Here is a 14,477-nt window from a genome sequence, read left to right as displayed (position 1 = left end):
GAAACGTTTCTCTGGCAACAGGCAGATACTCTATTACGTTTGAGAAGAGCTTAACAATCTCTTAAATTTGGCTATATGAGTTCATCAGAGGCTTGCGTATTGTGCTCCTCTGTTTCAGCACCCTCTTTCCAGTATTTCTGCCGCGTTGTCTTGCCAATGCCGGGGTTCATACTGTTTGTAGGGTCATTTTTACGATAAAACTGTTTAAGCGTCTCCGGCGCTTTATACAGGTGTCCCACGTTGTGCTCCGCAGGATATTGCGCGCCACGCTCGTGCAGCAGCGTCAGCATCTGTTCTTTCAGCGCATGCGCGTCAACCCCTTTTTTGACGATGTAATCCTGATGGAAGACATAGCACATAAAGTGGCCGTAATAGAGCTTATGCACCAGCTTACTGTCGATTTCCGGCGGCAGGTGTTCAAACCACTCGGTATCGTTGCGACGCAGGGCGATATCCAGCGCCAGAATATCCTCCACCTCTTCGGAATGCACCGCCTGATAACGGATAGCGGCACCCGCCGCGGCGAAGCGGTGCAGGAAGGCTTTGCTGCCTTCTTCCGGCGTACAGGCAAAGAAATCCCCGTCGGCCGTTTTGAAGAATTCGGTGAGCCAGCTCTGCGCTTCGGCAATGCCGTCCCCGGCCATTTTCAGCAGCAGATGGTGCTCATACTTGTCGCGCCAGGTCTTCATCCGCTCCGGTAAATGCGCCGGGAAGACGTTACCCAGCTTCTGCATAAAGCGGTCGGTGAAGTGCGGTTTGAACAGCGATACTTTCTCCAGCATCGCGTCGGTGCGGCCCTTCATGGTGAAGAAGAACGGCATTTTGTCGGTGCCGAGCTTGTCGATCATCAGGAAGGTATCTTTGCCGTAGCGCTCGGCGATGTCGTAAATGTCCCGGTGCATATACTCGCCCGCCACCGGCAGGTGAGTGAACTCGGCCAGAATATGACGACGGATCTCCGTCAGCACCTCCGGCTGATTGGTGCCGATGTAAAACACCTGCTGCTTTTTCTCTGCCGGGAAGGTATCGAGGCGCACCGCAAAAACGGCCAGCTTGCCCGCGCAGCCGGAGGATTCAAACAGGCGATCCGGATCGGCGTTATAGCGCGCCGGCGTATCGGCATTGATATCGCGCACGCGGGTGATGTAGTCGTGGTCATGCGCGTGACGGCCATCGTGCTGAACGTCTTCGTCCTTCACGCGGTCATCGTCAAGTTTGCTGAGGATCTGCTCTGGCGTTACGCCCAGATCGATCCCCAGATGGTTAACCAGCGTCAGCTTGCCGTTTTCATCGATACGGGCGAACAGCGACATTTCCGTGTAAGCCGGGCCGCGCTGCACCAGCGAGCCGCCGGAGTTATTGCAGATCCCGCCGATCACCGAGGCGCCAATGCACGATGAGCCGATCACCGAGTGTGGCTCGCGTCCCAGCGGCTTAAGCGCTTTTTCCAGCGAGTAGAGCGTGGTGCCGGGGAAGGCGAGCACCTGTTCGCCCTTGTCCAGCAGGTGCAGTTTGTCGAGGCGCAGGGTGCTGACGATCACGATGTCACGATCGTAATCGTTGCCGTTCGGCGTGGAGCCTTCGGTCAGACCAGTATTCGCAGCCTGCATTAAAATAATCTTGTCTGCCGCAACGCAGGCGCTGAGGACGCGCCACAGTTCGAGCAACGTACCGGGGAAGACCACCGCCAGCGCGTCGCCCTGGCCGGAGCGAAAGCCCTTACGGTAGCGGGCGGTTTTGGCCGGGTCGGTAAGCAGGTGAGAGTGACCAACCAGGCGCGACAGTTCGTTAATAAAAGTTGTGTTATCGTCAGTTCGAACAGAAGACATTTTCCACTCCTTGTGGTGGGGCAAATTTCTCGCTGTAAAGCATAGCGCGATTAGCCGTTCAGCGGTCAGGTATTCATGAGAAAAATCAGAGAATAACCCTGCAAGGTTTTCAGGCTTTGTGGCACACTGCGCTTTTCGCACGGTCTGGCCCGGTGCTTCCCGCGGTTATTGATGAGAGAGAATAACAACATGAAATGGCTATGTTCTGTAGGTGTCGCCGTCAGCCTGGCGCTGCAACCTGCGCTGGCAGAGGATTTGTTTGGTAATCACCCGCTCACGCCTGAAGCCCGCGACGCCTTTGTCACGGATTTACTCAAAAAGATGACGGTCGATGAGAAAATCGGCCAGCTGCGCCTGATAAGCGTCGGCCCGGATAACCCGAAAGAAGCCATTCGCGAGATGATCAAAGACGGGCAGGTTGGGGCCATCTTTAACACCGTTACCCGCCAGGATATCCGCAAGATGCAGGATCAGGTGATGGAGCTGAGTCGCCTCAAAATCCCGCTGTTCTTCGCTTATGACGTGGTGCACGGTCAGCGTACCGTCTTCCCGATTAGCCTCGGCTTAGCCTCCTCCTTCAACCTTGAGGCGGTGAAAACCGTCGGGCGCGTTTCGGCCTATGAAGCGGCAGACGACGGGCTGAACATGACCTGGGCGCCAATGGTGGACGTCTCCCGCGATCCGCGCTGGGGCCGTGCATCGGAAGGCTTTGGGGAAGATACGTATTTAACGGCCACGATGGGAAAAACCATGGTGGAAGCGATGCAGGGGAAAAGCCCGGCGGATCGCTACTCGGTGATGACCAGCGTGAAGCACTTCGCTGCCTATGGCGCGGTGGAGGGGGGGAAAGAGTACAACACCGTGGACATGAGCCCGCAGCGCCTGTTTAACGACTATATGCCGCCGTACAAGGCAGGGCTGGACGCGGGCAGCGGGGCGGTGATGGTAGCGCTGAACTCTCTCAACGGCACGCCAGCCACCTCCGATTCGTGGCTGCTGAAAGACGTGCTGCGCGACCAGTGGGGTTTCAAGGGCATTACCGTTTCGGATCACGGCGCGATTAAAGAGCTGATCAAACACGGTACGGCGTCTGACCCGGAAGATGCGGTACGCGTGGCGCTCAAGTCCGGCATCAACATGAGCATGAGCGACGAGTATTACAGCAAATACCTGCCGGGGCTGGTGAAGAGCGGCAAGGTGACGATGGCAGAGCTGGACGACGCCGCTCGCCACGTGCTGAACGTGAAATATGACATGGGGCTGTTTAACGATCCGTACAGCCATCTGGGGCCGAAGGATTCCGACCCGGCGGACACCAACGCCGAAAGCCGTCTGCACCGTAAAGAAGCCCGCGAAGTGGCGCGCGAAAGCCTGGTGCTGCTGAAAAATCGTCTCAACACGCTGCCGCTGAAAAAATCCGGCACCATTGCCGTGGTCGGCCCGCTGGCCGACAGCAAGCGCGACGTCATGGGCAGTTGGTCCGCGGCGGGCGTGGCGGATCAGTCCGTTACCGTGCTGACCGGCATTAAGAGCGCCGTGGGTGATAACGCAAAAGTGGTTTACGCCAAAGGTGCGAACGTCACCAACGATAAAGACATCGTGACCTTCCTCAACCAGTACGAGGAAGCGGTGAAGGTGGATCCGCGCACGCCGAAAGAGATGATCGACGAAGCGGTTAACGCCGCGAAGCAGTCCGACGTGGTGGTCGCGGTGGTGGGTGAAGCGCAGGGGATGGCGCACGAAGCCTCCAGCCGTACCGACATCACCATCCCGCAAAGCCAGCGCGATCTGATCGCGGCCCTGAAAGCCACCGGCAAGCCGCTGGTGCTGGTGCTGATGAACGGGCGTCCGCTGGCGCTGGTGAAAGAAGATCAGCAGGCTGACGCCATTCTGGAAACCTGGTTCGCCGGTACCGAAGGCGGCAACGCCATTGCCGACGTGCTGTTTGGCGATTACAACCCGTCCGGCAAGCTGCCGATGTCCTTCCCGCGCTCCGTCGGGCAGATCCCGGTTTACTACAGCCACCTGAACACCGGTCGTCCGTATAACGCCGACAAGCCGAACAAGTACACCTCTCGTTATTTCGATGAGGCGAACGGCCCGCTGTATCCGTTTGGCTATGGCCTGAGCTACACCACCTTCAAGGTGTCTGACGTGAAAATGTCGGCGCCGACCCTGAAGCATGACGGCAAAGTGACCGCCAGCGTGGAGGTGACTAACAGCGGCAAGCGCGAAGGCGCGACGGTGATCCAGATGTACGTGCAGGACGTCACGGCCTCCATGAGCCGTCCGGTGAAACAGCTGCGCGGCTTCGAGAAGGTCAACCTGAAACCGGGCGAAACCAGAACGGTCAGCTTCCCGATTGACGTGAATGCGCTGAAGTTCTGGAATCAGCAGATGAAATACGATGCCGAGCCAGGCAAATTCAACGTCTTCATCGGCGTGGATTCCGCCCGTGTGAACAAAGCTGAATTCGAACTGCAATAACCTTTCCAGCCTTACTATCCCCCGCGCTGCGGGGGATGTCTCTCCTCAAAGACTAAAAACGGTTAAATGCGCTGTTTTAAGCTACGCTTTTCTCTCAAGCCTATGAAAAAGGCCACAAAATAATGAGGAAAACAGCATGACGATGATTAAGGGGATCACTGGTTCGGCGGTGCTACTGGCGGCGCTGAGCCTGCCGCTACAGGCCGCAGAGCCGGTTAAGGTGGGTTCCAAAATAGATACTGAGGGCGCGCTGCTCGGCAATATCATTTTGCAGGTGCTCGAAAGCCACGGCGTGAAAACGGTCAATAAAGTTCAGCTTGGCACCACGCCAGTCGTCCGCGGGGCCATCACGTCCGGTGAGCTGGATATCTACCCGGAATATACCGGTAATGGGGCATTCTTCTTCAAGGATGAAAACGATCCGGCCTGGAAAAATGCCAAAGCCGGGTACGAAAAAGTCAAAAAGCTGGACGCGGAAAAAAATAAGCTGGTCTGGCTCACGCCTGCACCGGCCAACAACACCTGGACCATCGCGGTGCGCAAAGATATCGCCGAGAAAGGCAAGCTGACCTCGCTTGACGATCTCAGCCGCTACCTGAAAGAGAAGGGCGAGTTTAAGCTCGCGGCCTCGGCAGAATTTATCGAGCGCGCTGATGCGCTGCCTGCGTTTGAAAAAGCCTATGATTTCAAGCTCGATCAGGCACAACTGCTCTCTCTGGCGGGGGGCGACACGGCGGTGACCATCAAGGCGGCGGCGCAGCAAACCTCTGGCGTCAACGCGGCGATGGCCTACGGCACCGACGGCCCGGTCGCGGCGCTTGGTCTGCAAACCCTGACCGACCCGAAAGGCGTTCAGCCGATTTATGCCCCAACTCCGGTGGTGCGCGAGGCGGTTCTGCAAGCTTATCCGGATCTGGACGAATGGCTTAAACCGGTGTTTGAGAAACTGGATGAGAAAACGCTGCAACAGCTGAACGCCAGCATTGCCGTTGAGGGGCTGGATGCCAAAAAAGTGGCTGCCGACTTCCTGAAACAACAAGGGCTTGTGAAGTAACGGGATAAGGCTGTGCCAATAAAATGTCATAACCGCGTCCTGCTGCTGTTGGCCTGTGTGGCCATCGTGGCGGTCGCGTTACCTTTTGTGAATGTCGCGCCAAACCGTCTGGTGTCGGGCGAACCGCGCGCGCTCTGGCAGATCTGGGCATTTACGCCGCTGTTGCTGGGCGCGGCGCTGGCGAGCGCCGTTGTTCTGGCATTCTGGCCGGGGCGTGCCGCGCAGTGGCTGACGCTTCTGCTCAGCGAAGTGCTGTTTATTGTGCTGTTCTGGAGCGCAGGGCAGGCGGCAGCGCAGATGTCCTCGGTTGAAAGCCCGCTTGCGCGCACGTCAATTGGCAGCGGCCTGTGGCTGTGGCTGGCACTCTGCCTGCTGGTCTGTAGCGATGCCATTCGTCGTCTGACGCCGATGCCCGTCTGGCGCTGGCTGCTGAACGCGCAATTCTGGGTTATCCCTCTGCTGATCCTCTTCAGCGGCGATCTGAATCAGCTCTCGCTGTTAAAAGAGTACGTCAACCGCCAGGAGGTGTTTGACAACGCGCTGGCGCAACATCTGACGATCCTGTTCGGGACGCTGATCCCGGCGCTGCTGCTGGGCGTGCCGCTGGGCATGTGGTGCTACCGACATCCCAGCCGCCAGGGCGCCGTCTTTACCGTGCTCAACGTTATTCAGACCATCCCCTCCGTCGCCCTGTTTGGCCTGCTGATTGCCCCCCTCGCCGGTCTGGTGAAATCCTTCCCCGCGTTGGCTGCGGCAGGGATTGCCGGAACCGGGCTGACGCCGGCACTGATCGCCCTTGTGCTGTATGCGCTGCTGCCGCTGGTGCGCGGCGTGGTGGCAGGGTTAAGCCAGGTTGCGCCTGACGTGCTGGAAAGCGCCCATGCGATGGGGATGAGCGCGCGCCAGTGTTTCTGGAAAATACAGCTGCCGCTTGCGCTGCCGCTGCTGGTTCGCAGCCTGCGGGTGGTGACGGTGCAAACCGTGGGGATGGCGGTGATTGCCGCGCTGATCGGTGCGGGCGGCTTTGGGGCACTGGTGTTCCAGGGCCTGCTCAGCAGCGCGCTGGATCTGGTGTTGCTGGGCGTCGTGCCCACGATTGCGCTGGCGGTCGTACTGGATGCCCTGTTTGCCCTGTGGCTCGCGCTGCTCGGGAGAAGAGCCAATGATTGAATTTCATGATGTGAGTAAAACCTTTGCGGGCCGTCCTGCGGCAAGCCACCTCAATCTGCATTTTGCCGAGGGGGCGTTCTCGGTACTGATCGGGACGTCGGGGTCAGGAAAATCCACGACGCTGAAGATGATCAACCGGCTGGTGGAACACGACAGCGGGACGATTCGCTTTGCCGGAGAGGAGATCCGCAGCCTGCCGGTGCTGGAGCTGCGGCGACGTATGGGCTACGCCATTCAGTCCATCGGCCTGTTTCCCCACTGGACGGTGGCGCAGAACATTGCCACCGTGCTACAGCTGGAAAAATGGTCCTGGGCGAAGATCAACGAGCGTGTCGACGAGCTGATGGCGCTGCTGGGGCTGGACGCCTCGCTTCGCGACCGCTATCCACACCAGCTTTCCGGCGGGCAGCAGCAGCGGGTCGGAGTGGCGCGCGCGCTGGCCGCCAACCCACAGGTGCTGCTGATGGATGAGCCCTTCGGCGCGCTGGATCCGGTCACCCGTGGCGCACTTCAGGCGGAGATGAGCCGCATCCACCGCATTCTTGGGCGCACCATCGTGCTGGTGACGCATGATATCGACGAGGCGCTACGGCTGGCCGATCGACTGGTGCTGATGGATCACGGCGAAGTCGTCCAGCAGGGTACGCCGCTTGAACTGTTAACGTCGCCGGCAAACGATTTTGTACGTGAATTTTTTGGCCGCAGCGAGCTGGGCGTCAGGCTTCTCTCACTGCGCACCGTCAGAGACTATATGCGTCCACAGGAGGTGCAAATCTGTGGTGAACCGCTGCACGATGGGATGAGCCTGCGCGATGCCCTGTCGGCGTTTGTCGCCCGACAGTGCGAAGTATTACCCGTTACGAACGGGCAGGGAACGCCATGCGGAACGATCCATTTTCGCGATCTGCTGGCGGGGGAGGTGACGCGTGAAGTGGGTACGTGATCCGTTACTCTGGCTGACAGGGCTGTTTATCGCTTTACTCTACCTGATGCCGCACAGCGCGGCGCTGTTTAATGCGCTCATTCCCGGACTACCGCGCCCGGTGTACCAGCAGGAGAGCTTTGTTAATCTCACCCTGGCGCACTTCTGGCTGGTGGCGGTATCAAGCGTGATAGCCATCGTGTTGGGCGTTGGCGCCGGTATTGCGGTGACGCGACCTGCGGGCAGGGAGTTTCGCCCGCTGGTGGAGACCATCGCCGCAACGGGGCAGACTTTCCCGCCGGTAGCCGTGCTGGCGATTGCCGTGCCGGCGATCGGTTTTGGGCAGGAACCTGCCATCATTGCGCTGATTTTGTACGGCGTGTTGCCCATTTTGCAGGGGACGCTGGCGGGGATTGCAGCGGTGCCAGCATCGGTGCTGAGCGTAGCGGAAGGGATGGGGATGAGCGCCTGGCAGCGGCTGGTGAAGGTCGAACTGCCGCTGGCCGCACCGGTGATTATCGCTGGCGTGCGAACGTCCGTGATAATCAACATTGGTACGGCAACCATCGCCTCGACGGTCGGAGCCAATACGCTGGGAACGCCGATCATTATCGGGTTAAGCGGGTTTAATACGGCTTACATTATTCAGGGGGCGGTTCTGGTTGCGCTGGCGGCGATTGTGGTGGATCGCCTGTTTGAACGCCTGGCCGGATACCTCAGCCAACACCGCCGCGAACAATAAATGAATAACCTGCAAGCATAACGCCACCGATACCGCTGACGGCCATCAATGCAAAAAGGGTAATTACGGCCAGTTTCGTTGCCTTCATCATGTGCTCCTGTTGTTAACGGAACAATTATACGGTGAAGCGCAGCTGTTAATGAACCATTAAATGCCGTTACGACGCATTTGGCCCCAGCGAGTAAACGGGATAACCATGTTCGCGCCATTCCGTCAGGAGCTGCTGCTGGGAAGCGGAGGGGACTTCACCGCACCAGACCAGCAGCGTCTGTCCCTCAAACAGTTCCGGCCTGAGCTGGGCCAGGGAGTGGGCAAGCACGTCAACGCGCCAGCCCTGCTGGGTGGCAATCCAGGCTTCAAGCCACAGCCGGGTGGTATCGTGTACGTTCCAGCCGATCACCAGGGCATCTTTGCTGTTTTTATTTCTCGCCGAGGCAAGACAGACGGAAATATAGTTAATCAGCACGCCGTCAAGCATGCTGAGCAGCGCCTGTAGGGTGGTTTGCTGACACTGAAGCCGACGCCGTAAGGGAATAAAAAGATGGGTGATAAGGGTTTGCGCGGGGTAGTCGCGACCCTGTTCTTTGATCCAGCCGCGCAGACGCTGCAAATTACCACTCTGCAACAGCTTCAGCAGCATTTCCTGCTGCTCGCGCCAGAGATGCTGCGTATCAGGATCGTCCTGGCTCAGAAGCGATTTTACCTTGCCGACCTGTACGCCGTTGTCGATCCAGCTTTTGATCTCGCGGATCCGGTCAATATCCGCATCGTTAAACAGGCGGTGCCCGCCGTCCGTTCTTTGCGGCTTAAGTAATCCATACCGTCGCTGCCACGCCCGTAGCGTAACGGGATTGATATCACACAGGAGTGCCACTTCACCTATTGTGTAAAGCGCCATTTTCGCCCCCAGGCTTGCGCGTCCCCAGCTTAACTGTAGACCCACTTTGCGGAACCAGGAAGATTTGATTCTTTTTTGCTCAAATCATACGAAAGATGAGTTATCTCCGGTAAAAGGTGTGATGGCGGACACGATTTATCGCTTTTTTGGCACGTTTCAAAGAAAGTTAACCGCCATCAGTGTATGTTACGCGTTTTTAGAATGTGCGGTTTATGAGTATGTACGAGTTTAATCTGGTGCTGCTGTTGCTTCAGCAGATGTGCGTGTTCCTTGTCATCGCATGGCTGATGAGCAAAACGCGCCTGTTCATTCCGCTGATGCAGGTCACCGTCCGTCTGCCGCACAAATTCCTCTGCTACGTCGTATTTTCCATATTCTGCATTATGGGGACCTGGTTTGGTCTCCATATCGAAGATTCCATCGCCAATACGCGCGCCATCGGCGCGGTAATGGGCGGGCTGCTCGGAGGCCCGGTCGTGGGCGGCCTGGTGGGGTTAACCGGCGGCCTGCACCGCTATTCGATGGGCGGTATGACGGCGCTGAGCTGCATGATCTCCACCATCGTCGAAGGACTGCTCGGTGGTCTCGTCCACAGCTATATGATTAAACGCGGTCGCCCGGATAAAGTGTTCAGTCCCCTTACCGCCGGAGCGATCACCTTCGTGGCGGAAATGGCGCAGATGGCGATTATCCTGCTGATTGCGCGCCCGTTTGACGATGCGTTTCACTTGGTCAGCAGCATTGCGGCTCCGATGATGGTCACCAATACCGTAGGCGCGGCGCTGTTTATGCGCATTCTGCTCGACAAACGCGCCATGTTCGAAAAATACACCTCTGCATTTTCTGCCACCGCCTTAAAAGTTGCGGCGTCGACGGAAGGGATCCTGCGTCAGGGATTCAACGAAGAGAACAGTATGAAGGTGGCGCAGGTACTTTATAAAGAGCTGGATATCGGGGCCGTGGCGATTACCGATCGTGAAAAGCTGCTGGCGTTTACCGGTACCGGGGACGACCACCATCTGCCGGGAAAACCGATCTCTTCAGCCTACACCCTGCGCGCCATTGAAACGGGTGAAGTGGTGTATGCCGACGGAAATGAAGTGCCGTACCGCTGTTCTCTGCATCCACAGTGCAAACTCGGTTCGACGCTGGTCATTCCTCTGCGGGGCGAAAACCAGCGCGTCATGGGCACTATTAAGCTTTACGAAGCCAAAAATCGCCTGTTCAGCTCCATCAACCGCACGCTGGGGGAGGGGATCGCCCAGCTGCTTTCGGCGCAAATCCTTGCAGGGCAGTATGAGCGGCAAAAAGCGCTGTTGACGCAGTCAGAAATTAAGCTCCTGCACGCTCAGGTGAATCCGCATTTCCTGTTTAACGCGCTCAACACGCTGAAGGCGGTGATTCGCCGCGACAGCGATCAGGCCGCGCAGCTGGTGCAATTTCTGTCGACATTTTTCCGCAAAAATCTGAAGCGGCCGTCGGAAATCGTCACCCTCGCGGATGAGGTTGAACATGTAAACGCCTATCTGCAAATTGAAAAAGCGCGCTTCCAGTCACGTTTACAGGTGTCGTTATCCGTCCCGGACGAGCTGGCGTATCAGCATCTTCCGGCCTTTACACTGCAACCCATTGTGGAGAACGCCATTAAGCATGGGACGTCGCAGCTGCTGGGCACGGGGGAGATTATGATTTCCGCTTCCCGTTTTAATCACCATCTGGTGCTGGATATTGAAGATAACGCGGGGCTGTATGAAGCTTCCGCGTCAGGCGGTCTGGGCATGAGCCTGGTGGATAAACGCCTGCGTGCGCATTTTGGCGACGACTGCGGCATCACCGTCTCCTGTGAGCCAGACCGCTATACCCGAATTACTTTACGATTGCCGCTGGAGGAGAACGCATGTTAAGAGTGCTGATTGTTGATGATGAGCCGTTAGCACGGGAAAACCTGCGTGTCCTGTTGCAGGAGCAGAGTGATATCGAGGTCGTGGGAGAATGCGCCAATGCGATTGAAGGCATTGGTGCGGTGCATAAACTGCGCCCGGACGTGCTGTTCCTCGATATCCAGATGCCGCGCATCAGCGGGCTGGAAATGGTCGGCATGCTTGACCCGGAGCACCGTCCCTATATCGTCTTTCTGACGGCCTTTGATGAATACGCGGTAAAGGCGTTTGAAGAGCACGCGTTTGATTATCTGCTGAAGCCGATTGAAGAGAAGCGGCTTGAAAAGACCCTGACCCGTCTGCGCCAGGAACGTACCGCGCAGGATGTGTCCCTCCTGCCGGAGCATCAGCAGCCGCTGAAATTTATCCCGTGTACCGGCCACAGCCGGATATATCTCCTGCAAATGGACGACGTTGCCTTTGTCAGCAGCCGACTGAGCGGGGTGTATGTCACCAGCGCTGAAGGCAACGAAGGCTTTACAGAGCTGACCCTGCGCACGCTGGAGAGCCGCACGCCGCTGATCCGCTGCCATCGTCAGTATCTGGTGAACATGGCGCACCTGAAGGAGATCCGCCTGGAAGATAATGGCCAGGCCGAGCTGGTGTTACGTGCCGGGCAGACCGTGCCCGTCAGTCGTCGCTACCTGAAAAGTTTGAAAGAGGCGATTGGGCTGTAAAACTGGTACACTGCGCGCCATTGCATCATCGACATTCGAAGGCTCTATGCTTAGTAACGATATTCTTCGTAGCCTGCGCTACACCCTGAAAGCGAACAATAATGACATGGTGCGCATTCTTGCGCTCTCCGACATGGAATCCACGTCCGCCGGGTTCGACACCTGGATGACTAAAGAAGATGAAGAGGGTTTTGTTCGCTGCCCGGACATTATTCTGTCGGGCTTTCTGAATGGCCTGATCTACGACAAGCGCGGCAAAGATGAATCTGCGCCTGAGCTGGCGCTGGAGCGTCGGGTGAATAACAACACGGTGCTGAAAAAGCTGCGTATCGCGTTCTCCCTGAAAACTGATGACATTCTGGCGATCGTGACCGAGCAGAAATTTCGCGTGTCGATGCCGGAAATCACCGCCATGATGCGCGCGCCGGATCATAAAAATTACCGCGAGTGTGGGGATCAATTTCTGCGTTATTTCCTGCGTGGGTTGACGCAGCGGGTGCATAACTCGAAAGCGTAAAGACGGCATTGGTGCGGCCTGATGCCCGCACCCCGCCTCTCTCCCACAGGGAGAGAAAACAAAAAGCCGGAGATAAACTCCGGCTTTTTTATTATTTCACCTGCTGACCTGGCTTCGCGCCTTCGTCAGGGCTTAACAGGAAGATATCCTTCCCGCCAGGGCCTGCGGCCATCACCATCCCTTCGGAGATGCCGAAGCGCATTTTGCGCGGCGCCAGGTTTGCCACCATCACGGTCTGACGGCCAATCAGCACCTGCGGATCAGGATAGGCGGAACGAATGCCGGAGAAGACGTTACGCTTCTCGCCGCCGAGATCCAGGGTCAGGCGCAGCAGTTTGTCAGAGCCATCCACGAACTCTGCGTTCTCGATCAGCGCCACGCGCAGGTCGACTTTAGCGAAATCATCAAAGGTGATGGTCTCCTGAATCGGATCGTCCGCCAGCGGGCCGGTCACCGGTGCGGCAGCTGCCTTCACTTCTTCTTTAGAGGCTTCGACCAGCGCGTCAACCTGCTTCATCTCGATGCGGTTATACAGCGCTTTGAAGGTGTTCACCTTGTGGCCGAGCAGCGGCTGATGGATCGCGTCCCAGGTCAGTTCGGTGTTCAGGAAGGCTTCCGCGCGGGCTGACAGCTGCGGCAGAACCGGCTTCAGCCAGGTCATCAGAACGCGGAACATATTCAGACCCATGGTGCAGATCGCCTGTAGGTCGGCGTCGCGGCCTTCCTGTTTCGCTACCACCCACGGTGCCTGCTCGTCTACATAGCGGTTAGCCACGTCTGCTAGCGCCATGATTTCGCGAATGGCTTTACCAAATTCACGGCTTTCCCATGCTTCGCCAACCGCAGCGGCGGCATCGGTGAAGGTTTTGTACAGCTCAGGATCGGCCAGTTCGGCAGAGAGCATGCCGTCAAACCGTTTGGCGATAAAACCTGCGTTACGGGACGCCAGATTTACCACTTTGTTGACGATATCGGCATTCACGCGCTGCACGAAATCTTCCAGGTTCAGATCGATATCGTCGATGCGGGAAGAGAGCTTCGCGGTGTAGTAGTAGCGCAGGCTGTCCGCGTCAAAGTGGTTCAGCCAGGTGCTGGCCTTAATAAACGTCCCGCGAGATTTAGACATCTTGGCACCGTTTACCGTTACGTAGCCATGTACGAACAGGTTGGTCGGCTTGCGGAAGTTGCTGCCTTCCAGCATTGCTGGCCAGAACAGGCTATGGAAGTAAACGATGTCTTTACCGATGAAGTGATACAGCTCGGCATCGGAATCCTTCTTCCAGTATTCGTCGAAGCTTACGGTGTCGCCGCGCTTGTCACACAGGTTTTTGAACGAACCCATGTAGCCAATCGGCGCATCCAGCCAGACGTAAAAATATTTGCCCGGCGCGTTCGGGATTTCGAAGCCAAAGTATGGCGCATCGCGGGAGATATCCCACTGTTGCAGCCCGGATTCGAACCACTCCTGCATTTTGTTCGCCACCTGCTCCTGCAACGCACCGCTGCGGGTCCACGCCTTCAGCATTTCGCTGAAGGACGGCAGGTCGAAGAAGAAGTGCTCGGAGTCACGCATCACCGGCGTCGCGCCGGAAACCACGGATTTCGGTTCGATAAGCTCGGTCGGGCTGTAGGTCGCGCCGCAGACTTCGCAGTTATCGCCGTACTGGTCCGGGGATTTGCATTTCGGACAGGTGCCTTTAACGAAACGGTCCGGCAGGAACATGCCTTTCTCCGGATCGTACAGCTGAGAGATGGTGCGGTTTTTAATGAAACCGTTCTCTTTCAGACGGGTGTAGATCAGCTCTGACAGCTCGCGGTTTTCGTCGCTGTGCGTTGAGTGATAATTGTCATAACTGATGTCAAAGCCAGCAAAATCGGTCTGATGCTCCTGACTCATTTCGGCGATCATCTGTTCCGGGGAAATTCCCAGCTGCTGCGCTTTCAGCATGATCGGCGTGCCGTGGGCATCGTCCGCACAGATGAAGTTCACCTCGTGGCCGCGCATTCGCTGGTAACGGACCCAGACATCAGCCTGGATATGCTCCAGCATGTGGCCGAGGTGGATTGAGCCGTTGGCGTACGGCAGGGCGCACGTTACCAGAATTTTTTTCGCGACTTGAGTCATAGTAGGCATTACTTCTTTTAACTGTGAAAAGGGTTTTCGATATTACCAAAAGGGGCATTATTAAGTAAGCACAAACCGCGGCCTTTCAGGTAAACTTGTTTGTCTAAGGTCTTATT

12 protein-coding genes are annotated in these 14,477 nt (G+C 57.2%); 8 read left to right on the top strand and 4 right to left on the bottom strand.

What is annotated here, in order from left to right:
• Positions 1-71: 71 nt before the first annotated feature.
• Positions 72-1,829: a D-lactate dehydrogenase gene (gene dld / locus G6Q29_RS12160; RefSeq protein ID WP_165465797.1), complete on the bottom strand. Its 1,758-nt coding sequence runs from the start codon at positions 1,827-1,829 to the stop codon at positions 72-74.
• A 189-nt stretch (positions 1,830-2,018) separates the two neighbouring features.
• Here dld and bglX point away from each other — a divergent pair, with 189 nt between their 5' ends.
• The 5 genes from bglX (at position 2,019) to G6Q29_RS12135 (ending at position 8,204) form a co-directional block, all read left to right on the top strand.
• Positions 2,019-4,316 (top strand): beta-glucosidase BglX, encoded by a 2,298-nt coding sequence (gene bglX / locus G6Q29_RS12155; RefSeq protein ID WP_165465796.1) that lies wholly within the window; start codon positions 2,019-2,021, stop codon positions 4,314-4,316.
• Between the two features lie 136 nt (positions 4,317-4,452).
• Positions 4,453-5,370: a glycine betaine ABC transporter substrate-binding protein OsmF gene (gene osmF / locus G6Q29_RS12150; RefSeq protein WP_165465795.1), complete on the top strand. Its 918-nt coding sequence runs from the start codon at positions 4,453-4,455 to the stop codon at positions 5,368-5,370.
• Positions 5,371-5,382: 12 nt separating this feature from the next.
• Positions 5,383-6,540: an ABC transporter permease gene (locus G6Q29_RS12145; protein ID WP_165465794.1), complete on the top strand. Its 1,158-nt coding sequence runs from the start codon at positions 5,383-5,385 to the stop codon at positions 6,538-6,540.
• Positions 6,533-7,483, top strand: a complete 951-nt coding sequence (locus G6Q29_RS12140; RefSeq protein WP_165465793.1) for an ABC transporter ATP-binding protein — start codon at positions 6,533-6,535, stop codon at positions 7,481-7,483. The genes G6Q29_RS12145 and G6Q29_RS12140 overlap by 8 nt, the downstream gene beginning before the upstream one ends.
• A complete protein-coding gene (locus G6Q29_RS12135) occupies positions 7,467-8,204 on the top strand; it encodes an ABC transporter permease (RefSeq protein ID WP_006811282.1) in 738 nt (245 codons plus the stop codon). Before G6Q29_RS12140 ends, G6Q29_RS12135 begins: the two co-directional genes overlap by 17 nt.
• On the opposite strand, the gene G6Q29_RS12130 is transcribed toward G6Q29_RS12135, so the two are convergent.
• Together G6Q29_RS12130 and mlrA are read right to left on the bottom strand one after the other, a co-directional pair.
• Positions 8,179-8,292 carry a protein YohO gene (locus tag G6Q29_RS12130; RefSeq protein WP_022648678.1) on the bottom strand — a complete coding sequence of 38 codons (114 nt, stop codon included), beginning with the start codon at positions 8,290-8,292 and terminating at the stop codon, positions 8,179-8,181. The genes G6Q29_RS12135 and G6Q29_RS12130 overlap by 26 nt on opposite strands.
• A gap of 69 nt (positions 8,293-8,361) precedes the next feature.
• Positions 8,362-9,102 carry an HTH-type transcriptional regulator MlrA gene (gene mlrA, locus G6Q29_RS12125; RefSeq protein WP_165465792.1) on the bottom strand — a complete coding sequence of 247 codons (741 nt, stop codon included), beginning with the start codon at positions 9,100-9,102 and terminating at the stop codon, positions 8,362-8,364.
• Between the two features lie 218 nt (positions 9,103-9,320).
• On the opposite strand from mlrA, the gene G6Q29_RS12120 reads away from it, so the two are divergent.
• From G6Q29_RS12120 to G6Q29_RS12110, 3 genes are read left to right on the top strand one after another with little or no spacing between them, the layout of a single operon-like run.
• Positions 9,321-11,006: a LytS/YhcK type 5TM receptor domain-containing protein gene (locus tag G6Q29_RS12120; RefSeq protein ID WP_165465791.1), complete on the top strand. Its 1,686-nt coding sequence runs from the start codon at positions 9,321-9,323 to the stop codon at positions 11,004-11,006.
• On the top strand, positions 11,000-11,719 hold the full coding sequence (gene btsR, locus G6Q29_RS12115; RefSeq protein WP_165465790.1) for a two-component system response regulator BtsR: 720 nt from the start codon (positions 11,000-11,002) through the stop codon (positions 11,717-11,719). The genes G6Q29_RS12120 and btsR overlap by 7 nt, the downstream gene beginning before the upstream one ends.
• A gap of 46 nt (positions 11,720-11,765) precedes the next feature.
• Entirely contained in the window at positions 11,766-12,236 is a 471-nt protein-coding gene (locus G6Q29_RS12110) for a DUF1456 family protein (protein ID WP_165465789.1), read from the top strand.
• A 91-nt stretch (positions 12,237-12,327) separates the two neighbouring features.
• On the opposite strand, the gene metG is transcribed toward G6Q29_RS12110, so the two are convergent.
• Positions 12,328-14,361, bottom strand: a complete 2,034-nt coding sequence (metG, locus tag G6Q29_RS12105; RefSeq protein ID WP_165465788.1) for a methionine--tRNA ligase — start codon at positions 14,359-14,361, stop codon at positions 12,328-12,330.
• Between the last annotated feature and the right edge of the window lie 116 nt (positions 14,362-14,477).

The sequence above is a fragment of the Enterobacter cloacae genome, from assembly GCF_011078175.1.
GTDB lineage: Bacteria > Pseudomonadota > Gammaproteobacteria > Enterobacterales > Enterobacteriaceae > Enterobacter > Enterobacter cloacae_Q.
The sequence above is the reverse complement of the archived record's forward strand: the minus strand, read 5'-3'. Positions and strand labels throughout refer to the sequence as shown.